The organism is Halomonas sp. SS10-MC5, assembly GCF_015992245.1.
Lineage (GTDB): Bacteria > Pseudomonadota > Gammaproteobacteria > Pseudomonadales > Halomonadaceae > Halomonas > Halomonas sulfidoxydans.
Window position 1 is genome coordinate 151,172 of the sequence record NZ_CP065435.1, and the last position, 25,385, is coordinate 176,556.

A 25,385-nucleotide genomic window follows, 5' to 3' on the forward strand; every position below is an offset into this window, starting at 1 on the left:
GAGCCTACATGGCCAAGAAAAAAGGCCTTATGAGGCCTGACCCAACCAAACCACAGCAAGCTGGCAATATTGAACGCTTGCCAGGTGGCAGCATCACCTTTCTGGCGCCTCTACCCCTCCCAACGGGAGAGCCGGCGCTTAACGAAGGGGCTGTCAGTGAACTCAATGACACATGGCTGGACTATGGAGCCGGCTGGTTCGGGGTATTTGGCAACCAGCTGTTGTTAAGTGGCATGTCCATAATGACTCTCATGATCATTGTCCTTTTTCCAATGGTGCTTTACCCATTTGTGCCAGAGCGGGTGTTTCATGCCTTTGTCGATAATGCTGTAAGAGATGCAATACTTGTAGTGTTGCTAATACTGTTTTTGGGCATCTTTTTAACGATAAAACACTTCCATATCAGGAAAAATTCTATTCCGGCACGCTTTCATCGCCAACGACGTGAGGTATGCTTCGTTCCGGAAAAGAAGAACGGTGATGGACATGAAGCGCCGGTTTTTGTGCCCTGGGAATCACTTCGAGCGTGGGTGTTTGAGACGCGAGGCGTCACTCAGTATGGTGTGCAGCAGCAGTACGGCATGGGTATCGGCTATGTGCTGCCCGGCACCGACCAGTGGGTGAAAACGGAGTTCATGACGCCGGCCCTGCCTTTGGCCCTTGCCGAATGGGAGGCGCTCCGCGGCTATATGGAATACGAGATCAACTCGCTCGACGAGATCCAGACCCCCCTTGCCATCCGGGAAGAAGGCGATCCCCCCTGGGAGGGAGCGCATACCATTCGCAACGCCCATCGCCGGCTTCACCGGCGCCGCCGTAACGGAGAGGTAGGCTGGTTCTATACTTTGGGTTGGTACCTCTATCACCTGCTCACTTTCTGGACCCTGCCGGGCTACCTGGCTGAGTTGGAAACGTGGCTACTCAGACGCTCCGGTACCAAGTCACTGCCACCGGAGATGGTGGAATGGTCCAAGCCACTCCCCAAGGAGCAGTGGGCCAAGCCCAGCGAGGAGCTGGTGCGTTTGTCGGAAGAGGTTCGGCGGATTCGCCAACGCGACCCGCAGCGGTCCATCGAAAAAGTGTTCGCCGAGGCTTATCGTCGCCAGGGAGTCGAAGCCTGACGATGACCAAGCAACGCAAGGTTTTTCTGGGCCCCCCTCAACCTCAGCGCGCAGTCTAACAGCGCAGCGAGAAGTTCATCGAGAAGGGCGACATCGAGGACCACCATCGTCGCGCTCGGCTCACATGCCCTGCCGTTAGTGGCCAACGTGGCCTGACGGTCAATTATCTTGGCTAAGACAGCAACGAAAAGCCCGGCCTTGCGGCCGGGCTGGATCTTCGCTTCCTTACACATCCTCCTCGGGCATCCTTCCACCCCGAGCATCCTTGGATATCGAGTCTTCCTGACTCGGTCGTCCCTGGCTGAGCCTCCGTGCCCAGTACGGTTTCATTCTCCAACACGACGTGGCTTGCCGCATTAACCTGTAGCAAGTCACGTGCATCCCCTGGCGTGCGCTTCATTTCCACTTGATGTTGCAGCCCATGGAGGGCATCTGCTTGGCATCCGGTGCCTGACCGGCCAGTACCGCATCCGCCGCGGCACGCAGGTCCTTGCCGGTTATCGGCGTTTCCTTGCTGGGGCGGCTGTCGTCGAACTGGCCGCGGTAGGCCAGCCGATGGTCCCGGTCGTAGAGGAAGAAGTCCGGGGTGCAGGCGGCCTGGAAGGCGCGGGCCACGTCCTGGGTTTCGTCCACCAGGTAGGGGAAGTCGTAGCCGCGTGCCTGGGCTTCCTCGACCATGCGCTCGGGGCGGTCGGCCGGGTGCGCCTCAAAATCGTTGCTGTTGATGGCCACTATTGCGAGGCCCCGGGCTCGGTACTCGCGAGCGAATTCGGCGAAGGCATCGGCGATGTGTTTCACGAAGGGACAGTGATTGCAGATGAAGGCCACCAGCAGGGGCGTGTCGCGGAACTGCTCGCTGTCGACTTGTGCTCCGTGGGGGTCGGGCAAGCGAAATGCGGGCAGTGTGCTGCCCAGTTCCGTCATGTTCGAAGGCGTCAGTGACATGGGTGCGAAGCCTCCTGTTGGTTTGAGGACTTACTGGTTGAGGGTTTTGTCCAGCAACAGCAATGCAGACTGCCACGAAGCGGCATCGGCGGCCGCGTTATAACCCAGTGGCAAGTCGAACTCCTTGGCCAGCGCGTCGGCGCCGGGGTTCGTGAAGCCGTGGAGGGCCTGGGGGTAATTGATCACGTCGATATCGGCTCCTTGTGCTTCGAGCGCTCGCGCCATGGCCGACAGGTCGTTACGTTCGACGAGCGAGTCTGCGCCGCCATTGTGGATCTGCACGGCACCGTTGAACTCGCCGCGTGCAGAGGCGGCCTGGGTGGGGCCGCCGTGAAAGCTGATGACGGCCTCGAGCGGCATGCCGGACAACGCCATGTTCATGACCACGCTGCCTCCAAAGCAATAACCGAGGGCCGCCATGCCGGTATCCGCCACGGCAGGATGCTGGCGCAGCTGAGACATCGCCGCTTCGAACCGGGCGCGTGCGGCTGGCCAATCCTGCATGACCTGCGAGGAGAACTCGCCCGCCTGATCGGGGTGCGTGGCGACCTGCCCGCCGCCATACATGTCGACGGCCAATGCGACGAAACCCAACGCGGCGAGCTGATCGGCACGAGCACGGGCATAACCGTCGAGCCCCCACCACTCGTGCACCACCAGGACGGCCGGCCGCGGCTTGGTGTCGTTGACGTTGCGGGCCAGGTACCCCTGATAGGTCTGACCCCCGGTCGTATATTCGAACGTCTCGCCTTCGACGCGAGGCCCCCAGGAGGTGATGAGTTCCGATTCCGACTCAGGCTCCGACTCGGTTTCGGCCCCTGTCGGCAGGCTGCTTTCCTGAGCCATGGCCGGGCCTGTCATCGACCCTGCGATCAGGCACAAGAGCATGAGTAATGGGCGCATGCGAAGCTCTCCTTGCTCGTTTTTCTTGGTGACGTCGCGGAGACGGAAGGCGTTTGTCTTCCACCCTTTACTAACATAGCCGCCCATGGAGGTCCGCGTATACCGCCCACGCCTGATGCCTTCGGTCGGGGCCGGTATGCCTGGGAGCAGACAGCATGACGCCGCGGACCTTATCGGCTCGCGGCGTGCGCCCAAACGAAAGCCCGGCCTTGCGGCCGGGCTGGATCTTCGCTTCCTTACTTCCGCCTCGAGCTCCCTTCCGCTCGAGCTTCCCTGGATCGAGTCGTCCTGACCCGGTCGTCCCTGGCTGAGCCTCCGTGCTCAGTACACCCCTACTGTGCCAACTCGAGGAGCCCGGCGACGTTAACCTGGGACAAGTGGTGTGTAAGAAATTGTCGATCAGGTTTGTAGGAAATAACTTACAAAAGATCGCTAAAGGCCACGGAGGCATTGGCCGGCCGTCGACGAAGGCGGGTTTTGGGTAGTGGCCCCTATCCGCTTAGCCCCCGAACGGCAGCACCGCGGCGTATACCGCGAAGTAGTGGCAGGTACTGCCGCCGAGCACGAACAGGTGCCAAATGGCGTGGTTGAAGGGAATCGCGCTGATGGCGAAGAAGATTACGCCCAGGGTATAGGTAATGCCGCCGGCCGTGAGGAGGGCGATGCCGGCGGTGGGCAGGCTGGCGCTCAGCTCGTCGCCGGCGAAGAGAATCAGCCAGCCCATGATCAGGTAGATCGCCACCCGCAGCACGCCGAAGCGGTGTGGCCAGGCGAGTTTGCAGGCGATGCCGGACAGCGCCAGGCCCCAGACGACGGCGAGCAGCGTCCAGCCGGTGGGGCTACGCATGTTGACCAAGAGAAAGGGTGTGTAGGTGCCGGCGATCAGCAGGTAGATGGCGCAGTGGTCCAGGTGTTGGAATACGCGCTTGAGCCGTGGATGGCGCACGCCGTGGTAGAGCGTCGAAGCGGTGTAGAGCAGCACCAGGGTCACGCCGTAGAGGCTGATGCCGACGATCTTCCATGGATCGACGTGGGCCGCCATGCAGGCCAGCACCAGCAGCACGATCACGCCGGCCAGGCTCAGCGCCGCGCCGATGCCGTGGCTGATGCTGTTGAGCAGCTCCTCGACGAGGTGGTGGCGATGACCGCCTGAGCTTCCGGTGGGTGGCATGGGCGTCTCCGTCTGGGCGCCCCGATGCCGTTCCGCTCAGGGCTTGCGTTCGATATCCACGTCGCCGGCCTGGGTGAAGTCGCCCAGCGCCATCATGTGGCCCAGCTTGCCGGCCTTGGTGGAGAGATACTGCTCGTTATGAGGATTGAGACCCGTAGTCAGCGGTACGCGTTCCGCAATGGTGACGCCGGCCTGGGTCAGGGCGTCGACCTTGCGCGGGTTGTTGGTCATCAACCGCAGGCTAGTAATGCCCAGGTGCTCGAGCATCGGCACGCAGAGGTCGTAGCGGCGCAGGTCGGCGCCGAAGCCGAGCTGCTCGTTGGCCTCCACGGTGTCGGCGCCCTGGTCCTGCAGGTGATAGGCGCGGATCTTGTTGAGCAGGCCGATGCCGCGGCCCTCCTGGCGCAGGTAGAGCAGCACCCCGCGCCCCTCGTCGGCGATGCGCTTGAGCGCTTCTTGCAACTGGTAGCCGCAGTCGCAGCGCATGGAGAACAGGGCGTCGCCGGTCAGACACTCCGAGTGCACCCGGCCGAGTACCGGCTCGCCGTCGGCCACGTCGCCCAGCGTCAGGGCGATGTGGTCCTTGCCGGTGGCCTCGTCCTCGAAGCCGTGCATGGTGAAGGTGGCCCAGGGCGTGGGCAGCCGGGAGGCGGCGATGAATCGAATGGTCACGGGGTACCTCGGTCAAGACCACGGCGATGCCGGAAGTGAATCCCGCATTCTAGCAGGAACGGCGGCCCGGCTCACGACTGTGCGGCGCTGGCGAACCTGGCCCGGGTCAAGCCGAGCGAAAAATGATGCGCTACAATAGGCCGACATTTCCTGTGGATGACTGACTGCATGGATCTCAAGAACGATCGCTTTCTGCGCGCCCTGATGCGTCAGCCGGTGGACCGCACGCCGGTATGGATGATGCGTCAGGCCGGCCGCTACCTGCCGGAGTACCGCGCCACCCGCGCCGAAGCCGGTGACTTCATGGACCTGTGCCGCAACCACGACCTGGCCTGCGAGGTGACGCTGCAGCCGCTGGAGCGCTATCCGCTGGATGCCGCCATCCTGTTCTCGGACATCCTCACCATCCCTGACGCGATGGGGCTGGGGCTCTACTTCGAGACCGGCGAGGGGCCCAAGTTTCGCAAGCCGGTGCGCTCCGCCGAGGATGTGGCGGCGCTCACGCTGCCCGATGCCGAGCGCGACCTGGACTACGTGATGCGTGCGGTGGCGACCATTCGTCGCGAGCTGAACGGCCGCGTGCCGCTGATCGGCTTTTCCGGCAGCCCCTGGACGCTCGCCACCTACATGGTGGAAGGCAGTTCGAGCAAGGACTTCCGTCACGTGAAGACCATGCTCTACGACACGCCCAGCGTGATGCACGACCTGCTCGATACGCTGGCCAGCGCGGTGACCGATTACCTCAACGCCCAGATTCGCGCCGGCGCCCAGGCGGTGCAGATCTTCGACACCTGGGGCGGCGTGCTCTCCACGCCGGCCTATCTGGAGTTCTCGCTGCGCTACATGGAGCAGATCGTCGCCGGGCTGATCCGCGAGCACGAGGGTAAGCGCGTGCCGGTCATCCTGTTCACCAAGAACGGCGGCCAGTGGCTCGAGGACATCGCCCTGGCGGGGCCGGATGCGGTGGGCATCGACTGGACCACCGAGCTGTCCGACGCCCGCGCCCGGGTGGGCCACAAGGTCGCGCTGCAGGGTAACCTCGACCCCAACGTGCTGTTCGCGCGTCCGGCGGCCATTCGTGCCGAGGTGGGGCGCATCCTCGACAGCTACGGCCACGGGCCGGGGCACGTGTTCAACCTGGGTCACGGCATCAGCCAGTTCACCGACCCGGACCGCGTCACCGCCTTCATGGAGGCGCTGCACGAGCTGAGCCCGCGCTACCATCGCGCCATCCAGCACCACAATGCCTGAGGTTCGCTGGCTGCGGTGGCTGGCCTGGGGTGAGGAGAGAAAGCGGCACCGCCTGTGGGCGGTGCTGGCCGTGCTGGCCGCCGTGGTCATCGCCTTCGGTAGCCTGACCCCCGGTGACGAGATGCCCCGGACGCTGCCGTGGGACAAGTTCAACCACTTCGTTGGCTATGCCGGCCTGGCGGTTCTGTCTGGCCTGGCCGGGCTGCCACTGGTGCGGGCCTTCATCGCCGTGACGCTCTACGGTATCTGCATCGAGTACCTGCAGGTCCCGGTGCCGGGGCGCAGCGGCGGCGACTGGGCCGACATCCTCGCCAACAGCCTGGGCGCGGCAGCGGCCGTGCTGTTGCTGGCAGCCATCAGGCGCTATTGGCAGCGACCGTAAGTCACCGACCCCCCGAACGACGACGCCCGCCATCGGCCGATGGCGGGCGTCGTCGTCTCTGGAAGCGGCTCGCTTACGGCACTTCGGCGCGCTCGATGATCGCGGGCTCGCGCGGCACGTCCTGGAACGGGCCACGGCTGCCGGTGGGCACTCGCTTGATGGCATCGACCACGTCCATGCCCTCCACCACGCGGCCGAACACCGCATAGCCCCAGGCCTGCCCGGAGTGGGTGCCCTGATGGTCGAGGAAGCGGTTGTCGTTGACGTTGATGAAGAACTGCGAGGTGGCCGAGTGCGGATCGCCGGTACGCGCCATGGCCAGGGTGCCGCGCTCGTTGCGCAGGCCGTTGTCGGCCTCGTTGCTGATCGGCGCGCGGGTCGGCTTCTGCTGGAAGTCCTGGTCGAAGCCGCCGCCCTGGATCATGAAGCCGTCGATCACGCGATGGAACAGGGTGCCATCGTAGTGACCCTCCTGGGCGTAGGTCAGAAAGTTCTCGACGCTCTCGGGGGCTTGATCATGAAAGAGTTCGATGGCGATGGGGCCGTGGTTGGTGTGCAGCACCACGTCGGCAGCGTTGGCATGGGCGGCGGCCAGCGGGAGGCTGGCGGCGGCGAGCAGGGAGAGGAGAGTTCGCTTCAGCACGGGAGCTCCTGTTGTTCGTGGTGGGTGGTGCAGCGAGTAAACGGTGCGCCTAGCTTACGTCCGGATGCGCCCGCTGTCAGGCCTTCGCCACGCGATCCGGGGCGCGACATCCGGCCACGCCGGATTGTTTGACGTGGATCACAACCCGCTCCGGAAAAGAAGTATCGGGTATGGTCTTTTTGCAGCGTTGGCCGGACCATGCCTGCATGCCGGCCGAGGCAATGCCCACCACCTTGATCTTCAGTCCTGCTTGCCTCGGCCATAACGTTCCTCGGTGACCGGCTGCGCCCAGGCGCGGTGCCGGAAGACGGGAGGTGTCGGCCCATGGTGGCGGAACTCGGAAACTTTGCCCTCGTCCTGGCGCTGTGCCTGGCCCTGGCGCAGAGCATATTGCCGCTGGTGGGGGCTCGGCTCGACGATGCCCGCCTGATGCGCAGCGCCCGCTTCCTCGCCAGCGGCCAGTTCGTCTTTCTCTCGCTCTCGTTTGCCGTGCTGGCCTGGGCCTTCGTCGCCGGCGATTTCACCGTGCGCTACGTGGCCGGCCACTCGAGCCTGGACCAGCCGCTGCTCTACCGGTTCACGGCGGTGTGGGGCGGGCACGAGGGCTCCCTGCTGCTGTGGGTTCTGCTGCTGGGGGCATGGGGCGTCGCCGTGGCCGGCTTCAGCGACTCGCTGCCGCGCGAGATGCTGGCCCGGGTGCTGGCCGTGCTGGGCATGGTCGGGGTGGGCTTCATTGCCTTCACGCTGTTCACCTCGAACCCGTTCGAGCGCATCGTGCCGGGGCTCCAGGACGGCCGCGGCATGAATCCGCTGCTGCAGGACCCCGGCATGATCCTGCATCCGCCGCTGCTCTACATGGGCTACGTGGGCACCGCGGTGGTCTTCGCCTTCGCCATGGCCGCGCTGCTCGGCGGCCGGCTCGATGCCGCCTGGGCGCGCTGGTCGCGCCCCTGGACCACGCTGGCCTGGGTCTTCCTCACCCTGGGCATCGCGGTGGGTGCCTGGTGGGCCTACTACGAGCTGGGCTGGGGCGGCTGGTGGTTCTGGGATCCGGTGGAGAACGCCTCCTTACTGCCATGGCTCACCGCCACCGCGCTGATGCACTCCCTGGCGGTGGCCGAGAAGCGCGGCGGCTTCAAGGTCTGGACCCTGCTGCTGGCCATCGTCACCTTCGCCCTCACCGTGCTCGGCGCCTTCATCGTGCGCTCGGGGGTGATCACCTCGGTGCACGCCTTCGCCACCGACCCGGAGCGCGGCGTGTTTCTGCTCGGGCTGCTCAGCGTCACCCTGCTCGGCTCGTTGATCGTCTACACCTGGCGGGCGCCCCGGGTCGGGCTTGGTGGCGCTTTCGCCGGGTACTCGCGCGAATCGCTGCTGCTGGCCAACAACGTGCTGCTGACGGTGGCCTGTGCGGCGGTGTTCATCGGCACCCTCTACCCGCTGGCGCTGGATGCCTTCGGCCTGGGCAAGATCTCGGTGGGTCCGCCCTACTTCGATGCGGTGTTCGCTCCGCTGATGCTGCCGCTGCTGCTGCTGGTCGGCCTCGGCCCGGCGGTGGCCTGGAAGCAGGCGAATCCGGGGGAGACCTTCCGCCAGCTGCGCTGGGCGCTCTTGATCAGTGTGGTGGCCGGCGGGCTGTGGCCGCTTGCGCTTGGCGCGTGGCGCCCGATGACGGCGCTGGCGCTGATGCTCGCCACCTGGATCGTGATCACCGCGCTGCAGGACATCAGAAAGCGCCTGGGCTCGGCACGTCAGCCGCTGCCCGTACGGCTGCGCAAGGTCATGCGGCCGAGCTTCCTCGGCATGCACCTGGCCCACATGGGGCTGGCGCTGGTGGTGGTGGCGATCGCCATGGTCAACACCTACGAGGTCGAGCGCGACGTGCGCCTGGCGCCGGGGCAGAGCGCCTCGGCGGCGGGCTTCGATTTCACCCTGCAGCGCATGGAACGCATGCGTGGCCCCAACTGGGAGGCCGATCAGGCGGTGGTACAGGTGGCCCGCGACGGCCACGCGGTGGCGCGGCTCACGCCGCAGCGGCGCTACTACGACACCCACGCGGGGATGCCGATGAATCAGGCCTCGCTCGATCGCGCGCCGACCCGCGACGTCTACGTCTCGCTGGGCGAGCGACTCGACGGCGACGCCTGGAGCTTCCGGCTCTACTACAAGCCCTACATGGCCTGGATGTGGTTCGGCGCCATTCTGCTGGCGCTGGGCGGTCTGCTGGCGGCGTGCGACAAGCGCTACCGCCTGGCGGGGCACCGTGTCACTCGAACGCCGCACGAGCCGGTGGCCGCTCGGCCCCGGGAGGTGGCGAGCCGATGACATTGCGTATGCTGATTGCGCTGGCGGCTACGGCCGCCCTGCTGGGGCTGCTGTTCATGGGCCTGGGCATCAACGCCCGCGACCTGCCGTCGCCGCTGGTGGGCAAGCCGGCGCCGCCGTTCGTGCTGGAGTCGCTTGAGGATGCCAGTGTCACCCTGACCGAGCAGGACTTCATCGGCGAGGTGGCGCTGGTCAACGTCTGGGCCACCTGGTGCAGCACCTGCCGCGCGGAGAAACCGCTGCTGATGGAGCTGGCCCGTGGCGGGATTCCCATCCACGCCTTCAACTATCGCGACGAGCGCGAGACGGCACTGCGCTACCTCAGCGTCAGCGACAACCCCTACCGCACCATCGCCTATGACCCCGTGGGCGACGCCGGCATCGACTGGGGCGTCTACGCCACGCCGGAAACCTACGTGCTCGATGCCGAGGGGGTGATCCGCTACAAGCGCATCGGCCCGCTCACGCGGCAGCTGCTGCTCGACGAAGTGCTGCCGCTGATCGAAAGATTGAGAGCTGAGGCCCAGCGTGCCAGCGAAGCCAGGAGGGGGGCGCCAACATGATTCCACGCCTGTTCTGTCTGCTGCTTGCCTGGCTGTTGCCCGCCGGGCTCGCCATGGCGCTGGCCATCGGCCAGCCGCTGGAGTTTGCCAGCGAGGCCCAGCAGCGCCAGTACGACACCCTGGTACGTGAGCTGCGCTGCACGGTGTGCCAGAGCGAGACCATCCACGAATCCAACGCCGAACTCGCCGCCGACATGCGCCGGCGGGTCCACGCCATGACCCTGGCCGGGCACGATGCCGACGCCATCGTCGCGTTCATGGTCCAGCGCTACGGCGACTACGTGCGCTATCGCCCGCCGCTGCAGGTCAACACCTGGTTGCTGTGGGCCAGCCCCTTCCTGCTCATGCTCGGCGGCGTCCTGGTGTGGTGGCGCATCGTCGTCGGCAGGCGAAGCATGGCCGAGCGCCCCGGTTTTACCGCCCAGGAGCGCGCCATGCTCGACCGGCTGCGCCAGGCCGATGAGTTGAGGAGGTCTTGATGAACGGACTGTTCCTATTGCTGGCCATGAGCCTGTGCGGCGTGGCGCTGGGCTTCGTGCTGGTCCCCCTGCTGCGCGCTCCCCGTGGTGAGCGCAGCGAGTCTCGGTGGGCGATCAACCTGGCCGTGCACCGCGACCGGGTGAGCGAGCTGGGGCAGGACCTGACGACGGGCACGCTGACCCAGGCCCGGCACGACGCTGCCCTGGCCGACCTCGAGCGTGAGCTGCTCGACAGCGGCGCCATCACTGTCGATGAGCGCCCGCGCGGCGAGAACCACGGCCTCCGGCGCGCGCCGCTGGTGGCCGCCTGCACCAGCGTGGCGCTGCTCCCGTTCATGGCGACCGGGCTCTATCTGACGGTGGGGCATGCTGACGAGGTCTTCGCGACTCAGTCACCTGGAGCGACGATCGCCGAAGCCGAGCCGCTTTCTGAAGCCGACCGGCGCCGCGAATTCGAGCATCTGGCCCGACAGCTGCAGGGGCGCCTGGCGCAGGATCCGGCCGACCTGAAGAGTTGGATCCTGCTGGGCCGGACCCTGGAATTCCTGGGCAACCTGGAGGCTGCCGAGCGTGCCTTCCGCGAGGCCGAGGCGATCCGCGCTGACCTCGACCAGCTGGACCAAGCCGCCGGTAGCCCTTCCGCAGAGGCGTCGGCAAGGAGGGAGACATGAACAAGACGTTGAGCCGCGAGGCCCTGCAGGCCGTGCGCCAGGTGCCGCTGTTCGCCGGCCTCGAGGACGAGACCCTGGCGCTGCTTACCGACGGCGCCGTGGAGCGCAGCTATCGACGCGGTGCACTGCTGTTCCGCAAGGGAGAGCCGGCGGATCGCTTCTACGTGGTGCTCGACGGCTGGGTCAAGCTGTTTCGCGAGAGCCCAGACGGCAACGAATGCATGGTGGGGCTGTTCACCCGCGGCGAATCCTTCGCCGAGGCGGCGATGTTCGACCGCCTGGGGTTTCCGGTCAATGCGGCGGTGGCCGAGGAGGCCCGGCTGCTGGCGTTCACCGCCGACCACTTCCTCCCCACCCTGGAGCGCAACCACGGCCTGGCGCTCAACATGCTCGCCAACCTTTCCGGCATGTTGCGCTATCTGGTGCGCCAGCTCGACCAGCTCACGCTGCAGCCCACCTACCAGCGCCTGGCGGCCTTCATCGTTTCGCTGTGCCCCGCCGAGGAGGGGCCGGCCAGCGTACGGCTGCCCTGCGACAAGCTGCTGATCGCCGGCCGGCTGGGCATGAAGCCGGAGAGCTTCTCGCGGGCCATGGCGAGGCTGCGTGAGGTCGGCGTGAGCTGCGAACGCAACTGCGTTCACGTCGAGAACGTTGCCGAGCTGCGGCGCTTCGCCAATACCACCGAGGAGGCGCCGCTCTCGCCGTTGCCGGGCGCGGCGCAGAACACCTCGCGCGCGGCCATGCTGCGTCCCTGCCGCTGAGCCGCACTGGTCGCGGCCGCTTTCCCCTCTCGCGACACGGCCCGCGCGGCGGGTCGCCGCTCGCCGTGACTTCTTTCCCCTCACCCTGACATAAGTCAACTCCTGGATGCATCAATTGACAGTGGTCAAGTGAGGCGAAAGGCAAAGTTGCTACTAATGGCGACAGGTGGGGGGTGGCTTGAGGCCATGGTCGCTGAGCACGCAGAAGAACAGGTCATGCCGGGCACCCGCCAGCCACACCCGAAGGGGAAACCAAGCGAGGCACGATATGCAGATGAGAGCTTTGAGCAAGGGGATCTTCGCCCTCAGCTTCCCGCTGACCGCCATGGTGGGCATGGCCCAAGCCGCGGCCCCGGAGTTGACTGCCGAGGAGCAGGAACGCGCCAACACCATCTACTTCCAGCGCTGCGCCGGCTGCCACGGCACCACGCGCAACGGCGCCACCGGTCCGAACCTGCTGCCCGGAACCACCCAGGAACTGGGCCAGCGTCGCCTGGAGAGCATCATCACGCTGGGTACCGAAGGCGGCATGAACAACTTCGACGGCATCCTCTCCGCGGATGACATCACGCTGATCTCCAAGTACATCCAGCACGACCCGGTCGATCCGCCGGAGATGTCGCTGGCGGACATGAAGGAGCGCTGGCAGGTCTTCGTCGCGCCCGAGGATCTGCCCACCGAGCCCCAGCACGATCTGAACTGGGAAAACTTCATGGTCACCATCCTGCGTGACCGTGGCGCCATGGGCATCATCGACGCCGACACCAAGGAGCTGGTCACCGAAGTCGAGACCGGCTACGCGGTGCACGTGGCCAAGGAGAGCTCCGACGGCCGCTTCTGGTACGTCCAGGGCCGTGACGGCCGCCTCTCCAAGATCGACCTGTGGATGGACCCGCCGCAGGTCACCGCCGAGGTCTTCATCGGCTACGACGCGCGCGACGTGGCGGTCTCACACTACGGCGAGTGGAAGGACAAGTACGTCATCGGCGGCTCCTACTGGCCGCCGCACTTCGTGATCGCCGACGCCGAGACCATGGAGCCGCTCAAGGTGGTCTCCACGCGCAGCTACGACACCCAAGGCAACTTCCGCAACGAGGCCCGCGTCGCGGCGCTCTACAACACCCCGCACGCACCGACCTTCCTGGTCAACGTCAAGGAGTCCGGGCAGGTCTGGCAGGTCGACTACAGCGACATCGACAACCTGCGCATCGACCAGATGGAGACCGCCGAATTCCTGCACGACGGCTTCTTCGACCCCACCGGCCGCTACTTCCAGATCGCCGCCAACATGAGCGACAAGATGGTGTTCATCGACACCGAGACGCGCAAGTTGGTCAGCATGCTGGAGACCGGCACCAAGCCCCACCCGGGCCCGGGCGCCAACTGGGTCGACCCCGAATGCGGCCCGGTGGCCGGCACTACCCACCTGGGCGAAGGCCTGTTGACCTTCTGGGGCAACGACCCCGAAGGGCATCCCGACCAGGCCTGGCAGATCTGCGACCAGATCGAGACCGACGGCCCGGGGCTCTTCGTGCGCACCCATCCCGATTCCGACAACGTCTGGATCGATCAGGCCATGCACCCCGAGCCCGACGTCAACCAGTGGGTCATGGTCATGAACAAGGAGACCCGCGAGCTGACGCCGATCCACGTCGCCGACCGTCCGCTGGAGCATGACGCCGTGGCGGTGCACATGGAGTACGACCAGACCGGCACCGAGGTGTGGGTCTCGATCTGGGCGCGTGGTGACGGCCACCAGAACGACGGTGCGATCGTCGTCTTCGATGACAAGACGCTGGAAGTGAAGGCGGTCGTCGAAGGCCTCAATACGCCGACCGGCAAGTTCAACGTCTACAACCGCAAGCACCACGTCGGCTGATCGTCATCGCCGACACCGCCGGGGCCCCAACGGGCGCCCCGGCCCCTTCACCAGCCGCTCCCTCCTTGCGGAACGGCTGGTGAAGGGGCCGACACAACAGCGACGACCAGGCAGCGGCCGTCGAGGGTAGGCACCCGCGTCACGACACTTTGGGAGAAAGACCATGGGGGAGCGACCACGCAACTGGCGCAGAATCACTATCCTGGGGGCATCGCTGGGTGCCGCCGCATTCTTCTTCGTCGCCGGCATCATCTTCTGGGGGGGCTTCAATACCGTGATGGAAGCCACCAACAGCTACGCCTTCTGCAGTACCTCCTGCCATGAGATGAGTTGGGTCCACGAGGAGTACCAGGATCGCCCGCACTACCAGAATGCCACCGGCGTGGGAGCGGCCTGTTCGGATTGCCACGTGCCTGACGCCTGGGGACCCAAGATGGTGCGCAAGATCCAGGCCAGCCGCGAGGTATGGCACTGGATGCTGGGCTCGATCGATACCGAGGAGGAGTTCGAGGCCAAGCGCATCCATCTGGCCGAGAACGTGTGGCGCTCGATGCTGCGCACCGATTCGCGCGAGTGTCGCAACTGCCACGACTGGTCGGCGATGGACCTGGAGCAGCAGGCGGCCCGCGCCTCGCGCGAGCACGCCCGGGCCTTCGAGCAGGGCATGACCTGCATCGAGTGTCACCAGGGCATCGCGCATGAGCTGCCCGAAGCGTGGGACGAGTCGCCGGTTTGGGCGGGCCGCTTCGAGTTCGTCGACGCCGCGGAGGGCGCCGAGGGGGCCTCTTCCGCGCCGCTGGAGAGCGAGGACCTGGGCGAGGCGGCCGCGGTCGAGGCCAACGTCGCCGCCTCGCTGGACTGGGAGGCGGTGCCGGCCATCGACCTGACGCTGTTCCTGCCCGGCCAGGCCTCCATCGAATGGATCCAGGACGGCAGTGAGCACGGCGGCGGGCGCGCCTTCAGCTTCGGCGATCGCTGTCTCTGGTGCCACCAGGGCGAAGAGGCCGACATCGGCGCGCTGGCCGTGGCCGGCGAGAAGATCGAGACCTTCGACCTGGGCGACAAGCGTGGCCACGTGCCGATGAGCGTCAAGGCCGCCTTCGACGACGACTATCTCTACATGCAGTTCCGCTGGGAGGCGGGGGAACATGCGCCGCTGCCCTTCGTCGAAGGCGGCGTGATGGACCCGGACAACCCCTTCAAGCTGACCGTGAGCCTCTCCGACGACCGCGTCGAGATGGCCGAGCGGGCGGGCTGCTGGGCGAGCTGCCACCACGATTCCGCCTACATGCCGGATGCCCCCGAAGCCGAGGCGCTGGCGGCGAGCGAGCTTTCCGAACGGCTCGATCTGATGAGCGGCAACGGCGTGACCAAGTACCTCTCCGAGAGCCGCACCGGGATCGAGATAAAGGGGCGTCGCGGCGCCGCCCGCGGCGGCTGGGACAAGCTCAAGGAGGAAGAAGAAATCCAGGAGCTGCTCGATGGCGGCGCCTACCTCGACCTGGCGCGCTACAACAGCGGCGACGGCTCCGTCGAATCGGGCTACGTCCTCGACGAGCGCCACTTCAGCGACAGCCAGGCCATCGCCTTCAGCGCCGAGGAACAGGACGGCGTGTGGACCGCCTACCTGACCCGCGCACTCAAGACCGGCACGCAGGGCGACAAGCCGCTCGACCTGGCGCGCCTCTACAGCCTCAACGTGGCGCTGCACGACGACCATGCCGACTCGCGCTTCCATCACGTCTCCTTCCAGTATGGCCTGGCCTTCGGCGCCGAGAACCCGGAAGAGGCCTTCGGCGAGGACATGGTGGAGATCAATGCCACGCGCGTCGGGCAGTGACGCGTCGCCCGGGAAAGGAGAGACGGATGGCAACGGCTACCGGTTCGGCCCTCGGAACCGCCCTGGCCACCCTGCTGCTCAGCGGGGCGGCCGGGGCCGACAACGGCGTCGTCGAAGTGGAGATGCGCGACTACGGCTTCCACCCCGCCGAACTCGAGGTCGAGGTCGGCACCACGGTGCGCTGGGCCAACGTCGAGAAGCGCACCAGCCACGACGTCTACTTCCATGAAGAGGACCTCGGTTCGGAGCGTCTGTTTCCCGAAGAAAATTGGGAGCGAACCTTTGACGAGCCGGGTACCTACCCGTACCACTGCCGACCTCACGAGAGTCGCGACATGGAAGGGGTGGTCGTGGTGGTACCGGCCGAATGATTCGACTATTGCACCATTTACTACAAACGCCGGCACGGTCGGCGTTTGTAGCCGTTCATGCAAGAGGAGCGACTATGCGACGACACCTGCAAGCGTCGGCCTGGCTCGGCGGCAGCCTGGCCACCCTGGCCTTCAGCGCCGCCCTGGCGGCGGAGGGGCCGGCCGGCTATCGCAGCGCCGACTTCGGCATGGCCTTCGACGAGGTGATGACCGAGCTGGAGCGCGATGCTGCCGTGGCCAACCTCAGCGTCAGCGAAACGGAGGACGGCGACCGCCTTATCGACGGCGAGCTGCAGGACGAGGCTGCTCCGCAGACCGACCTGCGTTACGTCTTCCCGGCGGGCAGCGACGCCCTGGCCCTGGTGGTGGCCTTCCATCCCGAGGTGGAAGATTACGTCACGGTGAAGGCGCAACTCGAGGCCCGCTATGGCCAGCCATGGGAGGCCGAGATGACCGAGTGGTGGTTCGAACAGCTCAAGGGGGGCATGCCGCAGGAACCTAGCAGTCTCACCGTCTGGGGCGGCGATGGCAGCGAGGATACCGAGCGCGGCCGTTTCGTGCGCCTGTGGTCGTTCGAGGATTACCTCACGGTGGAATATCTCGACACGCAGCTGTTCCCTAGATGAGCCCCAGGAAGGGCACCAGCGTCAGGGCCAGCATGGCCAGCACCGCCAGTGCCACCAGCAGCATCTGAACGGGATGCTGCCACAGGCGCCGCCACAGGGTCGGCGCGTCTCCCTGCGCGACGCGGTCGGCATGCTCCTGCTGTACACGCGCTTGCCGCTCGACCTGATAGCGCTCGAGGACCTCGCGCGCCGCCTCCAGCTGCGCGGGGTCGCGCAGCCAGATGGCATCGACCCCCAGGCGCCAGAAGCCGGCCTGGGTCTCGTAGGTGTCGAAGCCGTGCTCGTCGAGCAGCCGGCGCACCTCCCAGGCTTCCTCGTCGGTGACGTTGGCCAGCCGGAACAGCAGTGTCGCCATCAGCCGGCCGCCTCGCACTGCCGTTCGGCGCGGGCGATGGCCGCGTCCGCCCCCGCCAGATCGAAGCTCATGAACCAGTAGTCCTCGTCGCCGCGGTCGAAGCGCAGGCGCAGCGTCTCGCCGCCGCGCATCTCGTCGAGCAGCAGGTCCTGGGTGTCGAGATAGAAGTTGACGTAGAAGCCGCGGTCGCCGCGCTGGGTGATGAACTCCGCCATGCCGCTGTGGATCGTCTCGTGGTCGACCCGCAGGTCGCCGGGTACCAGGTTGGCCACGCGGCTCTCGGGCTGGTGCTCCTCGAGCTCGACGCGCACCTCGAGCCACGGCAGGTCGCACACGCCGGGGGTGTAGTTGACGCTCAGGATCGAGTCGCTGTAGCTGGTCTGCTCGAGGGCGCGAAAGTGGCGTTCATCGCCCAGCGACAGCGTCACGGAGTGCCAATTTTCGTGCTGTTCGGCATCGCTGACGTTGTAGTTGGTGGCGAATGCCGGCCCGGCCAGGGCCAGGCCGGCCAGCGCGGCAGCGAGCGGGGCGGTAAAACGCATGCGGGGTCCTCGCAGATCGATGCGCCCGAGCCTAGCACGCCGTGCAACGGCTGTCCCGCTGGACTCAGTGCCCGCCGCCGTGCCCGGCCATGGCGCCCATGGCATCGCCGCCGCCCAGTTCACCGCGGCTCAGGCGGGCCAGCAGGTCGAGGTCGATATCGTCGAAGGCGTAGAGTTCGCCGCCGTGGGTCTCGGCGAAAGCCTCGGCGTGATGGCGCTCCCTGAACGAGGCCAGGGTATGGCCCATCGAGCCGCGCTGGTCATGACCCGCCACGTACCACGCCTCGCTGGCCAGAATGAAGGCGGCGTCGTCGGGCTTGGGCCAGGGCGCGGCAGCGACGTCGTGCACGTAGGCATGGGAGAGGCGGGTCTCGTTCTCCGGCTGGCGCAGGAAGGCGAACAGCTCCGCGGTGGAGCAGAACTTCAGCGCCGAACCCTGCTTGTCCAGGAACGCCTGACCCTTGGGGCCGGGGTGCTCGTCGATCAGCATCCCGCACACATGGCAGCTGTCGCCGGACTCGATGGGCTCGGCAGCGGCCAGGGCGACGGGCTCCGACTCGCCGCAGCCGGCGAGCAGCAGCGGCAGCAGGAGCAGGGGCAGCAGCAGGAAACGGGGCATGGCAGGGGACTCCAAAAAAATAAGCGGGCTCAGGCCGAGCGGTGACGGAAGCGCATCAGCGCCAAGCCCAGGGGCACCAGCACCCAGGCCATCAGCAGCGGCAGCAGCACGGCGGGGCGGAAGGCGCCGCCCTCGGCGATGGAGGTCAGGCCGGTGTAGCTGCGCGCCGCCTCGAAGCCAGCCAGGTTGATCAGGCGGAACAGCTCCGTGGGGTTGAGCAGCAGCAGCCAGGGCAGCCAGTCGCCACCCTGCTTGACGCTGACCAGCAGCGCCAGCAGGCCCAGGTCGAACACCAGCACGAACAGGAACCACACCACCAACGCCAGGCCGGCGGCGCGGGCCTTCTCGCTCACCCACACGCTGATCAGGTAGGCGAAGGCGATGAACACCCAGCCCAGCAGCACGCTGCTGGCAATCAGCAGGCCCATGCCGGCGGCGAGTTCGCCAAGTGCGACGCCCTCCGCGCCCACGGCGATCACCGCGCCGGCGATGCCGAAGCCGAGCGCCGTGGCGCTGCCCAGGATCAGGCCGTGGCCGAGGAACTTGCCCAGCAGCAGCGCGGTGCGACTCACCGGGTAGGTGAGCAGCAGCAGCAGGGTACCCGCCTCCTGCTCGCCGACCACGGCGTCGTAGGCCAGCAGCAGGGCGATCAGCGGGATCAGGAACACTGCCAGGGTGGCGAGGCTCACCAGCGTGGTGGCCAGCGAGGTGAAGCCCAGCCCGCCGCTGGCCGCGGCGCCGAACCAGGCGATGCCCACGGCGAGCAGGGCCAGCACCAGGGTAATGGCCAGCACCCAGCGGTTGCGCAGGCCGTCGCGGAACTCCTTGCCGGCCAGTGTCAGGATGGCGTTCATCGAACCTCTCCTTGGACGGGGGCGAGCCCGGCGGAGAAATGGGTGTAGAGGTGTTCCAAGGTAGGCGGCAGCAGCTCGATGTCCTCGACCCCGGGGTGCGTGGAAAGGTGGCGCAGCACGGCGAGCTTGGCATCGGCGGGCACCGAGAGCGACACCTCGTGGCCGTTGAGCGGCCGCGCCTGGATGCGCGTGTCGTTCCAGGGCCGCTGCCAGTCGGCGCCCTCGAGCCGGCCGCGGGCGCGAATGGTCATCGGCAGGGCGGCCTCGGCGCGCAGGGTCTCGAGGCTGCCCAGCGCCAGGCGGCGGCCACCGCCGAGGATCAGCGCGCGATCGATGTAGGGCTCCACCCCCGGCAGCACATGGGAGGAGAGCAGCACCGTGCAGCCGCGCTCGCGCAGACTGCGTACCGTCTCGTAGAAGTCGCGGGTGGCGGCGGGGTCGAGCCCGGTGGTGGGTTCGTCGAGCAGCAGCAGGCGCGGCTCGCCGAGCAGCGCCTGGGCCAGGCCGAGGCGCTGGCGCATGCCCTTGGAGTAGGTCTTCACGCGGCGCTTGGCTGCCGCGCCCAGGCCGACCTGCTCGAGCAGGTCGGCGACCTGGCGGCGGTCGACGCGCTTGAGCCGGGCGAAGAAATCGAGCACCTCGCGACCGCTGAGCTGTTCATAGAAGCTGACGTTCTCGGGCAGGTAGCCCAGGCGGCGGCGCAGCGTCTCGGCATGGGCACCGTCGGGGGCGCCGCCGAGTACGGAGAGCTCGCCGGCGCTGGGCGAGAGCAGCCCCAGGATCAGCTTCATGGTGGTGGTCTTGCCGGCGCCGTTGTGGCCGAGCAGGGCGAGCACCTCGCCCTCGCTGACCCTGAGGTCGAGGGCGTCGAGGCGCACCACGTCGCCGTCGCGCCGCGTCACGCCGTGGAATTCGATCACCGCGTTCATGAGTCGGTGTCTCCGAAGTCGGGTTCTGTCATCAGGGGGGCGCTGTCCTTCACGCCCTGAGGGCGGAAGACGGGGAACTGACGCTGCACCCAGCGCAGGGTCAGCACCGCGGGGCTGTGCATCAGCAGCCGCGCCGCGGGAAAACGCCACAGCAGGCGGTCCATGGCGTCGTTGGGCTCGTAGGGCGTGTCGCCCAGCCCGTCGCCGGCGAGATCCCAGCCCAGGTAGTCGCTCCAGTAGTTGCCGCGGCCCTCCTCCGACCACTCCTGGGTGCGCGTGGCGACGTACATCACCTGCTGGCGATTGTCGACGAAGGCGTTGCTCACCACCGTGTTGTCCTCGGAGCCGGCGGTCAGGTGGATGCCGATGTCGCTGCCGGCCAGGCGGTTGCCCTCGAAGCGGTTGAACTGGGCGTTGTAGACGAACAGCGCCTTGCCTTCGCTGCCGCTGACCAGCGCCTGTCCGCCCGCGTCCGCTGCCGCACGTACACCCTCGACACGGTTGCCGCGAAGGGTCGAGTAGGTGATGTTGTTCATCAGGATGCCGTAGTTGAGGTCGCCCTCGGAGCGGTTGTCGACGACCGTCAGGTGGCGCGACTGCATCAGCGCATAGCCGGTGCGGGTGTTGCGGGTCAGGTTCTGTTCCAGGCGGTTGTCGTGGGCATACATGTAATGCACGCCGTAGCGCAGGTCCTCCATCACGTTGCGTCGCAGCAGGCTCTGGCTGCTGCTGTCGATGTAGATACCGTCGCGCACCTCGCGGATGTCGTTGCCCTCAACCCTTGCGCCTTGCACGTTGTAGAGGTGGATGCCGTTGCCGCGGTCCTGCGAGCGCAGCGAGGTGTTGCCGCGAATGACGTTGTCTCGCACCTCCACCTCGTTGGCAGAGTCGAGGCGAATGCCGAAGCCGGGGCCGGTGAGGCGCGAGTGGCGAATGACGCTGCCGGTGGCGCTGCGCTCCACCAGGATGCCACTGTCCATGGCGGTGAGGTCGCGGCCCCAGTTCTCGATGGTGAGGCCGTCGATCACGCTGCCGGGGGCGGTAATGATGACGCCATGGCCGTTGCCGCCGGCGTCGATCACGGCGCCGGGCTCGGCTTCGACGGTCAGGGTGCGGTCGATCGTGAGCGGGCCGGGGTAGCGGCCCGCCGGCAATAGCAGGCGGTCGCCGTCGCTGGCGCGTTCGACCAGCGGCTGCAGCGATTCGCCCGGGCTGGCCTGCCAGTCGGCAGCCAGCAGCACACCCGGCAGGCTCAGCCAGGCGGCAAGAATCGGGATCAGGACGCCGAGGATCGGTCGTCGGGTCATGCATTTCTCCAAACTTATAGGGTGCCGGGACCAGGCCGTATTTGCCTTCAACCTGGTCCCGGTGCCCTCAAGGCAGCCAGAGCGTCATCTGGCCATTGCCTGTCACGCCTTCTCGACCAGCATGCGGCCGGTCATTTCCATGTGCATGGCGTGGCAGAACCAGTTGCAGTAGTACCAGTGCACCCCGGGCTTGTCGGCGACGAAGGTGACGCTGGCGGTCTGCTGCGGGCCGATCTCCATCTGCGCGCCGTGGTTGACCATGCAGAAGCCGTGGGTCAGGTCTTCCACCTGGTCGAGGTTGGTGATGACCACGGTGACCTCGTCGCCCTGCTTGACCTTGAATTCGGTCAGGCCGAACGTCGGCGCCACGGAGGTCATGTAGACGCGTACCTTGTTGCCGTCGCGCACGACCTTGTTCTCACGCTCGACGTTGACGCCATCGGCCTCGGCCATGGCGATGGTATCGGCGAAGAAGGGATCGTCGCGCCGCCATACGCGCACCGGGTTGATCTGGTCGGCGCGCACCAGGATGCAGTCGTGCGGCTCGGCGTAGGTCGGGCCGTCGTGCACCAGCTTCATCTCGTCGCCGCTGATGTCGATCAGCTGGTCGTTCTCGGGGCGCAGCGGGCCCACCGGCAGGAAGCGGTCCTTGGAGAACTTGCACAGCACCACCAGCCACTTGCCGTCGGCATCGCGCGACTCGGTGAGGCTGGCGTGGTTGTGGCCGGGCTGGTAGTGCACATCCAGCTTCTGGCGGATGTAGTTCACCTCTTCGCCGTTGTAGTGGCGAATGGCGTCCTCGATGTGCCACTTCGCCACCTGGCTGTCGATGAACAGCGTGGTGTAGGCATAGCCGCGACCGTCGAAGGTGGTGTGAAGCGGCCCCAGGCCCAGCTCGGGCTCGCCGACCACGGTGTCGCGCGGCTCGATGGCGTCATTGAACAGCTCGGGCAGCCTGTCGATCGCAATGATGGTCACGGTCGGCGACAGCTTGCCGTTGGCCATGAAGTACTTGCCGTCCGGCGAGGTGTTCAGGCCGTGCGGGTTCTTGGGCACCGGGATGTAGCGGGTCAGCGCCGAGCCCTTGCGACCGTCGAGCACCGGCACCGGCGAATCGCCCAGGGTCTCGTACTGGCCGGCGGCGACGGCGGCCTCGATCGCCTCGACGTCGAACACCACCACCCAGTCACGCTCGGCGCTCATGGTCTCGGAGAGGGTCATGCCCTTCTCGGAGTTGTAGCAGGTCGCGGCAACGAAGCGGCCGGTATAGTCGGCGTCGGTGTTGTCGAGGTTGCCGTCGACGATCACCTGCCAGGCCACGTCCATGCTCTCCGCGTCCACCGCGTTGAACATGGTCCAGTAGTTCTCCGGGTTCTCCATGTCCCGGCCGTCGTTGACCTGCGGGATCGGCATCTCGGCGTTGCAGAACACGTACTTGGTGTGCGGCACCTTCTGCAGGCGCAGGCCGTGGATCGCCTGGACGTTGGGAATGGTGGTGATCTTGTCCGTCTTCATGATGTCGAGACGGATACGCGCCACGCGGGTGTTGGCCTTGTCGTTGATGAACAGGTACTTGCCGTCGTAGCGGCCGTCGGTCATCGAGACATGGGGGTGGTGGCTGTCGCCGTTGAGGAAGCGCGCGGAGTCGCCGAGGATGCGCCGGGACTCGTTGCTGATACCCCAGCCGGTGGCGCTGTCGGCGTTGAATACCGGGATGCGCATCAGCTCGCGCATGGAGGGCACGCCCAGCACGCGGACTTCGCCGGAATGGCCGCCGCTCCAGAAGCCGTAGTATTCGTCGAGTTCCCCCGGTGCCACGCTGCCTGCTGCAGCGCCAGCGGCCTGGGCCTGACGGCTGCTCATCAGCGCACCGGCGCCGAAGCCGCTGGCCAGGCCGGCCCCGGCGACGCCGGTCACCGCGCTGTTGCGCAGGAAGTGCCGGCGACCGAGGTTCTCGATCTGCTTCTTGTCACTCATGGTTCAGTCCTCTTGGTGGGTCGGAATACGCTGCAGCCGGTCGACGGCCTTGGCGGGTTCGTGGAGCTCGACCTGGCCCTTGTCGCCCGACACGCGCGCCGCCTTCTCGTAGCGCTTGCGGCGCTTGATCATCGGCGGGCAGCGGCGGTCGTCGTGGTAGGTGATCTGGCAGTCGAGACAGTAGTGGCACTCGTTGGCGTTGATGTGGCCGTCGGGATGGATGGCGGCCACCTCGCATTCGTTGGCGCAGATCTGGCAGGGCGTGCCGCAGCTGCCGCGGTGGCGCTTGAGCCAGTCGAACAGGCGCAGGCGGGCGGGGATGGCGAGCCCCGCGCCCAGCGGGCAGACGTAGCGGCAGTAGGCCTTGTGCGTGAAGGCCGAGATCGCCACCAGGCCCAGGGCATAGAGCAGGAAGCCCCATTCGCGCTGGAAGCGCAGGGTGATGGCGGTCTTGAACGGCTCCACCTCGGCGTAGCGCTCGGCCTGCCCCAGCGAATGCAGCGAGACGGCGAACAGCGCCAGCAGGATGATGTACTTGATCGCCCACAGCCGCTCGTGCAGGCCGAAGGGAATCTCGAACTGGGGCACCTTGAGCTTGCGTGCGGCCTTGTTGACCAGGTCCTGCAGCGCGCCGAACGGACACAGCCAGCCGCAGAACACGCCGCGGCCCCACAGCAGCAGGCTCACCGCGACGAACGACCAGAGGATGAACATCATCGGGTCGATCAGGAACGACTCCCAGCTGAAGCCGGTGATCAGCGAGTTGGTGAAGGTGAGCACGTTGACCACCGAGAGCTGCGCCAGCGAGTACCAGCCGATGAACACCAGGGTGTAGACCAGGAAGCCCAGGCGCAGCGGGCGCATGATGCGCGGGTAGCGCACCAGCACGTCCTGGAACAGCATGATGCCGGTGAGCACCATGAGGCCGGCGCCGAGCACGGCGATCTGGAACGCCTTGTCGCGCCACACCTGGACCCAGATCGGCTCCTCCTCGGGCGGCACGGGCCGCTCGATGTAGGCCTCGGGCACGCTGTAGTCGGCGCTGAAGCGGCTGAACTCGGTGTCCAGCGGGCCCGAGGCGCGGCGCACCAGCAGCTCCAGCTGCCACGGCCGGCCCGGGTCGAAGGCGGCACTCTCGCGCACGATGAAGATGTCGCGCTCGGCGAAATCGGGCGCGCCCTCGATCGCCAGATTGCCCAGACGGATGTGGTCGCGGTCGTGGAAGCTGACGGTGGCGTTGCCCTGGCTGAGTTCCAGGCGATCGAAGATGCCGCCGCGCACGTAGCCCGAGCCCTTGAACGAATAGTCGCCGCGGCCCATCACCGCGATGGCGTGCTCGCCCTCGTCGAGTTCGGCCATCAGCCGCTCGTAGACGTTATCGCCGAGCAGGTTGCGCCCGGCGGTGGGCGGGTTGAGGTAGGTGTAGAACAGCTCGATGAAGGTGCGCTCCGCCGGCTGGGGCGTATGCAGGTAGTGCTCGGCGGGCGTGCCGACGAAGGTCTCGTCCACCTCGCCGTGGCTCAGGTGAAGACGGCGGATGGTGCCGTCGCCGGTGAGCGTTTCCCAGTCGGCGGGAGCGTAGACGTCCTCGAGCACCCGGGCCGCCGGCATGGCGGAAGGGTCGGCGATCAGCCCCTGCTCGGCGGCCACTTTGCGCGCGGCGCGCAGGATGGTGTCGCTGACCACGATGACGGTGACGGTGGCCCCGGAGATAGCATCGAGGTTATCGCCGACCTTGAGCCGATCGTTGACGTGGGCGCCCACATGCGCGTCGGCGAAGCCCTCCAGCTTGGTCTCGGGGATGCCCACCAGCATGATGGGCTCCTCGTGGCCGAGGATGTCGGCCAGGACGATGCGCCCCTCCAGGTCGATGCCCACCAGCAGGTTGACCGGCTTGCCCGAATAGGCGGGGATGGGGGCGATATCGACGCTCTCGAAGACGTAGCCCAGCGGCGTTCCCGTCTCGTCCTCCACCGTCAGGGCGGGCAGCGTGCCCTCGGCCTGGTTCAGGCGGGCCACCTCGGGGAAGCCGGGGCGAACCTGCTCCAACTCGATGGCCAGGGTCGGCAGGGAGAACAGCAGCATCAACAGACCGATCAGCCAGATGGGAGCCAGGGGAGACGGGGTGCTGCGCCGGGTGGGCATGGGCATTCCTTGAGACGGCTGCCTTGCGGTGAAGATCGCTCGCGTGGCGCTCTT

The 25,385-nt window shown here is 66.8% G+C and carries 25 protein-coding genes; 12 read left to right on the forward strand and 13 right to left on the reverse strand.

Annotation, left to right across the window (positions count from 1 at the left end; translation table 11 throughout):
• Positions 1–8 precede the first annotated feature (8 nt).
• The gene (locus tag I4484_RS20800) at positions 9–1,121 is read left to right on the forward strand and encodes a DUF6708 domain-containing protein (protein WP_234283666.1); all 1,113 of its coding nucleotides are present in this window, start codon (positions 9–11) and stop codon (positions 1,119–1,121) included.
• Between the two features lie 396 nt (positions 1,122–1,517).
• Here I4484_RS20800 and I4484_RS00690 read toward each other — a convergent pair whose 3' ends face one another.
• The 4 genes from I4484_RS00690 to ribA all read right to left on the reverse strand — a co-directional run bounded on the left by I4484_RS00690 (position 1,518) and on the right by ribA (position 4,812).
• Positions 1,518–2,066 carry a thioredoxin family protein gene (locus tag I4484_RS00690; protein WP_197449161.1) on the reverse strand — a complete coding sequence of 183 codons (549 nt, stop codon included), beginning with the start codon at positions 2,064–2,066 and terminating at the stop codon, positions 1,518–1,520.
• A 30-nt stretch (positions 2,067–2,096) separates the two neighbouring features.
• Complete coding sequence (locus I4484_RS00695) at positions 2,097–2,969, reverse strand: dienelactone hydrolase family protein (RefSeq protein ID WP_197449162.1); 873 nt, start codon at positions 2,967–2,969, stop codon at positions 2,097–2,099.
• A 499-nt stretch (positions 2,970–3,468) separates the two neighbouring features.
• Positions 3,469–4,140, reverse strand: coding sequence for a hemolysin III family protein (locus I4484_RS00700; RefSeq protein ID WP_197449163.1), 672 nt, complete (start codon positions 4,138–4,140; stop codon positions 3,469–3,471).
• A gap of 36 nt (positions 4,141–4,176) precedes the next feature.
• On the reverse strand, positions 4,177–4,812 hold the full coding sequence (gene ribA, locus I4484_RS00705; RefSeq protein WP_197449164.1) for a GTP cyclohydrolase II: 636 nt from the start codon (positions 4,810–4,812) through the stop codon (positions 4,177–4,179).
• 168 nt (positions 4,813–4,980) lie between these two features.
• Between ribA and hemE the strand changes: the two genes are divergently transcribed.
• Together hemE and I4484_RS00715 are read left to right on the forward strand one after the other, a co-directional pair.
• Positions 4,981–6,063 (forward strand): uroporphyrinogen decarboxylase, encoded by a 1,083-nt coding sequence (hemE, locus tag I4484_RS00710; RefSeq protein WP_197449165.1) that lies wholly within the window; start codon positions 4,981–4,983, stop codon positions 6,061–6,063.
• A complete protein-coding gene (locus I4484_RS00715; protein ID WP_197449166.1) occupies positions 6,056–6,445 on the forward strand; it encodes a VanZ family protein in 390 nt (129 codons plus the stop codon). Before hemE ends, I4484_RS00715 begins: the two co-directional genes overlap by 8 nt.
• A gap of 73 nt (positions 6,446–6,518) precedes the next feature.
• On the opposite strand, the gene I4484_RS00720 is transcribed toward I4484_RS00715, so the two are convergent.
• Positions 6,519–7,040: a peptidylprolyl isomerase gene (locus I4484_RS00720; protein ID WP_197450876.1), complete on the reverse strand. Its 522-nt coding sequence runs from the start codon at positions 7,038–7,040 to the stop codon at positions 6,519–6,521.
• A gap of 372 nt (positions 7,041–7,412) precedes the next feature.
• Here I4484_RS00720 and I4484_RS00725 point away from each other — a divergent pair, with 372 nt between their 5' ends.
• The 9 genes from I4484_RS00725 (at position 7,413) to I4484_RS00765 (ending at position 16,603) form a co-directional block, all read left to right on the forward strand.
• The gene (locus I4484_RS00725) at positions 7,413–9,413 is read left to right on the forward strand and encodes a heme lyase CcmF/NrfE family subunit (RefSeq protein ID WP_197449167.1); all 2,001 of its coding nucleotides are present in this window, start codon (positions 7,413–7,415) and stop codon (positions 9,411–9,413) included.
• The gene (locus tag I4484_RS00730) at positions 9,410–9,976 is read left to right on the forward strand and encodes a DsbE family thiol:disulfide interchange protein (RefSeq protein ID WP_197449168.1); all 567 of its coding nucleotides are present in this window, start codon (positions 9,410–9,412) and stop codon (positions 9,974–9,976) included. The genes I4484_RS00725 and I4484_RS00730 overlap by 4 nt, the downstream gene beginning before the upstream one ends.
• On the forward strand, positions 9,973–10,455 hold the full coding sequence (locus I4484_RS00735; RefSeq protein ID WP_197449169.1) for a cytochrome c-type biogenesis protein: 483 nt from the start codon (positions 9,973–9,975) through the stop codon (positions 10,453–10,455). The genes I4484_RS00730 and I4484_RS00735 overlap by 4 nt, the downstream gene beginning before the upstream one ends.
• Positions 10,455–11,126: a c-type cytochrome biogenesis protein CcmI gene (ccmI, locus tag I4484_RS00740; protein ID WP_197449170.1), complete on the forward strand. Its 672-nt coding sequence runs from the start codon at positions 10,455–10,457 to the stop codon at positions 11,124–11,126. Before I4484_RS00735 ends, ccmI begins: the two co-directional genes overlap by 1 nt.
• A complete protein-coding gene (locus I4484_RS00745) occupies positions 11,123–11,887 on the forward strand; it encodes a Crp/Fnr family transcriptional regulator (protein WP_197449171.1) in 765 nt (254 codons plus the stop codon). Before ccmI ends, I4484_RS00745 begins: the two co-directional genes overlap by 4 nt.
• 274 nt (positions 11,888–12,161) lie before the next feature.
• Positions 12,162–13,766: a nitrite reductase gene (locus tag I4484_RS00750; protein WP_234283665.1), complete on the forward strand. Its 1,605-nt coding sequence runs from the start codon at positions 12,162–12,164 to the stop codon at positions 13,764–13,766.
• A 163-nt stretch (positions 13,767–13,929) separates the two neighbouring features.
• Positions 13,930–15,606, forward strand: a complete 1,677-nt coding sequence (locus I4484_RS00755; protein ID WP_234283664.1) for a NapC/NirT family cytochrome c — start codon at positions 13,930–13,932, stop codon at positions 15,604–15,606.
• A gap of 26 nt (positions 15,607–15,632) precedes the next feature.
• Entirely contained in the window at positions 15,633–15,977 is a 345-nt protein-coding gene (locus tag I4484_RS00760; protein WP_197449173.1) for a plastocyanin/azurin family copper-binding protein, read from the forward strand.
• A 74-nt stretch (positions 15,978–16,051) separates the two neighbouring features.
• Positions 16,052–16,603 carry a hypothetical protein gene (locus tag I4484_RS00765; RefSeq protein ID WP_197449174.1) on the forward strand — a complete coding sequence of 184 codons (552 nt, stop codon included), beginning with the start codon at positions 16,052–16,054 and terminating at the stop codon, positions 16,601–16,603.
• Here I4484_RS00765 and I4484_RS00770 read toward each other — a convergent pair.
• The 8 genes from I4484_RS00770 to nosR all read right to left on the reverse strand — a co-directional run bounded on the left by I4484_RS00770 (position 16,596) and on the right by nosR (position 25,331).
• A complete protein-coding gene (locus I4484_RS00770; protein WP_197449175.1) occupies positions 16,596–16,958 on the reverse strand; it encodes a DUF6164 family protein in 363 nt (120 codons plus the stop codon). The genes I4484_RS00765 and I4484_RS00770 overlap by 8 nt on opposite strands.
• Positions 16,958–17,500: a hypothetical protein gene (locus tag I4484_RS00775; RefSeq protein ID WP_197449176.1), complete on the reverse strand. Its 543-nt coding sequence runs from the start codon at positions 17,498–17,500 to the stop codon at positions 16,958–16,960. Before I4484_RS00775 ends, I4484_RS00770 begins: the two co-directional genes overlap by 1 nt.
• A gap of 64 nt (positions 17,501–17,564) precedes the next feature.
• Positions 17,565–18,119: a nitrous oxide reductase accessory protein NosL gene (locus I4484_RS00780; RefSeq protein ID WP_197449177.1), complete on the reverse strand. Its 555-nt coding sequence runs from the start codon at positions 18,117–18,119 to the stop codon at positions 17,565–17,567.
• A gap of 29 nt (positions 18,120–18,148) precedes the next feature.
• Entirely contained in the window at positions 18,149–18,973 is an 825-nt protein-coding gene (locus I4484_RS00785; RefSeq protein ID WP_197449178.1) for an ABC transporter permease, read from the reverse strand.
• The gene (locus I4484_RS00790; protein WP_197449179.1) at positions 18,970–19,902 is read right to left on the reverse strand and encodes an ABC transporter ATP-binding protein; all 933 of its coding nucleotides are present in this window, start codon (positions 19,900–19,902) and stop codon (positions 18,970–18,972) included. Before I4484_RS00790 ends, I4484_RS00785 begins: the two co-directional genes overlap by 4 nt.
• Positions 19,899–21,209: a nitrous oxide reductase family maturation protein NosD gene (locus tag I4484_RS00795; protein WP_197449180.1), complete on the reverse strand. Its 1,311-nt coding sequence runs from the start codon at positions 21,207–21,209 to the stop codon at positions 19,899–19,901. The genes I4484_RS00790 and I4484_RS00795 overlap by 4 nt, the downstream gene beginning before the upstream one ends.
• A gap of 102 nt (positions 21,210–21,311) precedes the next feature.
• A complete protein-coding gene (gene nosZ, locus I4484_RS00800; protein WP_197449181.1) occupies positions 21,312–23,186 on the reverse strand; it encodes a TAT-dependent nitrous-oxide reductase in 1,875 nt (624 codons plus the stop codon).
• 3 nt (positions 23,187–23,189) lie between these two features.
• Positions 23,190–25,331 (reverse strand): transcriptional regulator NosR, encoded by a 2,142-nt coding sequence (gene nosR / locus I4484_RS00805; protein WP_234283663.1) that lies wholly within the window; start codon positions 25,329–25,331, stop codon positions 23,190–23,192.
• Between the last annotated feature and the right edge of the window lie 54 nt (positions 25,332–25,385).

Bases quoted from the DNA above. Each gene is read 5' to 3' on its own strand.
- I4484_RS20800 (WP_234283666.1), top strand. From the start codon at position 9: ATGGCCAAGAAAAAAGGCCTTATGAGGCCTGACCCAACCAAACCACAG.
- I4484_RS00690 (WP_197449161.1), bottom strand. From the start codon at position 2,066: ATGTCACTGACGCCTTCGAACATGACGGAACTGGGCAGCACACTGCCC.
- I4484_RS00695 (WP_197449162.1), bottom strand. From the start codon at position 2,969: ATGCGCCCATTACTCATGCTCTTGTGCCTGATCGCAGGGTCGATGACA.
- I4484_RS00700 (WP_197449163.1), bottom strand. From the start codon at position 4,140: ATGCCACCCACCGGAAGCTCAGGCGGTCATCGCCACCACCTCGTCGAG.
- hemE (WP_197449165.1), top strand. From the start codon at position 4,981: ATGGATCTCAAGAACGATCGCTTTCTGCGCGCCCTGATGCGTCAGCCG.
- I4484_RS00715 (WP_197449166.1), top strand. From the start codon at position 6,056: ATGCCTGAGGTTCGCTGGCTGCGGTGGCTGGCCTGGGGTGAGGAGAGA.
- I4484_RS00725 (WP_197449167.1), top strand. From the start codon at position 7,413: ATGGTGGCGGAACTCGGAAACTTTGCCCTCGTCCTGGCGCTGTGCCTG.
- I4484_RS00730 (WP_197449168.1), top strand. From the start codon at position 9,410: ATGACATTGCGTATGCTGATTGCGCTGGCGGCTACGGCCGCCCTGCTG.
- I4484_RS00735 (WP_197449169.1), top strand. From the start codon at position 9,973: ATGATTCCACGCCTGTTCTGTCTGCTGCTTGCCTGGCTGTTGCCCGCC.
- ccmI (WP_197449170.1), top strand. From the start codon at position 10,455: ATGAACGGACTGTTCCTATTGCTGGCCATGAGCCTGTGCGGCGTGGCG.
- I4484_RS00745 (WP_197449171.1), top strand. From the start codon at position 11,123: ATGAACAAGACGTTGAGCCGCGAGGCCCTGCAGGCCGTGCGCCAGGTG.
- I4484_RS00750 (WP_234283665.1), top strand. From the start codon at position 12,162: ATGAGAGCTTTGAGCAAGGGGATCTTCGCCCTCAGCTTCCCGCTGACC.
- I4484_RS00755 (WP_234283664.1), top strand. From the start codon at position 13,930: ATGGGGGAGCGACCACGCAACTGGCGCAGAATCACTATCCTGGGGGCA.
- I4484_RS00760 (WP_197449173.1), top strand. From the start codon at position 15,633: ATGGCAACGGCTACCGGTTCGGCCCTCGGAACCGCCCTGGCCACCCTG.
- I4484_RS00765 (WP_197449174.1), top strand. From the start codon at position 16,052: ATGCGACGACACCTGCAAGCGTCGGCCTGGCTCGGCGGCAGCCTGGCC.
- I4484_RS00770 (WP_197449175.1), bottom strand. From the start codon at position 16,958: ATGGCGACACTGCTGTTCCGGCTGGCCAACGTCACCGACGAGGAAGCC.
- I4484_RS00775 (WP_197449176.1), bottom strand. From the start codon at position 17,500: ATGCGTTTTACCGCCCCGCTCGCTGCCGCGCTGGCCGGCCTGGCCCTG.
- I4484_RS00780 (WP_197449177.1), bottom strand. From the start codon at position 18,119: ATGCCCCGTTTCCTGCTGCTGCCCCTGCTCCTGCTGCCGCTGCTGCTC.
- I4484_RS00785 (WP_197449178.1), bottom strand. From the start codon at position 18,973: ATGAACGCCATCCTGACACTGGCCGGCAAGGAGTTCCGCGACGGCCTG.
- I4484_RS00790 (WP_197449179.1), bottom strand. From the start codon at position 19,902: ATGAACGCGGTGATCGAATTCCACGGCGTGACGCGGCGCGACGGCGAC.
- I4484_RS00795 (WP_197449180.1), bottom strand. From the start codon at position 21,209: ATGACCCGACGACCGATCCTCGGCGTCCTGATCCCGATTCTTGCCGCC.
- nosZ (WP_197449181.1), bottom strand. From the start codon at position 23,186: ATGAGTGACAAGAAGCAGATCGAGAACCTCGGTCGCCGGCACTTCCTG.
- nosR (WP_234283663.1), bottom strand. From the start codon at position 25,331: ATGCCCACCCGGCGCAGCACCCCGTCTCCCCTGGCTCCCATCTGGCTG.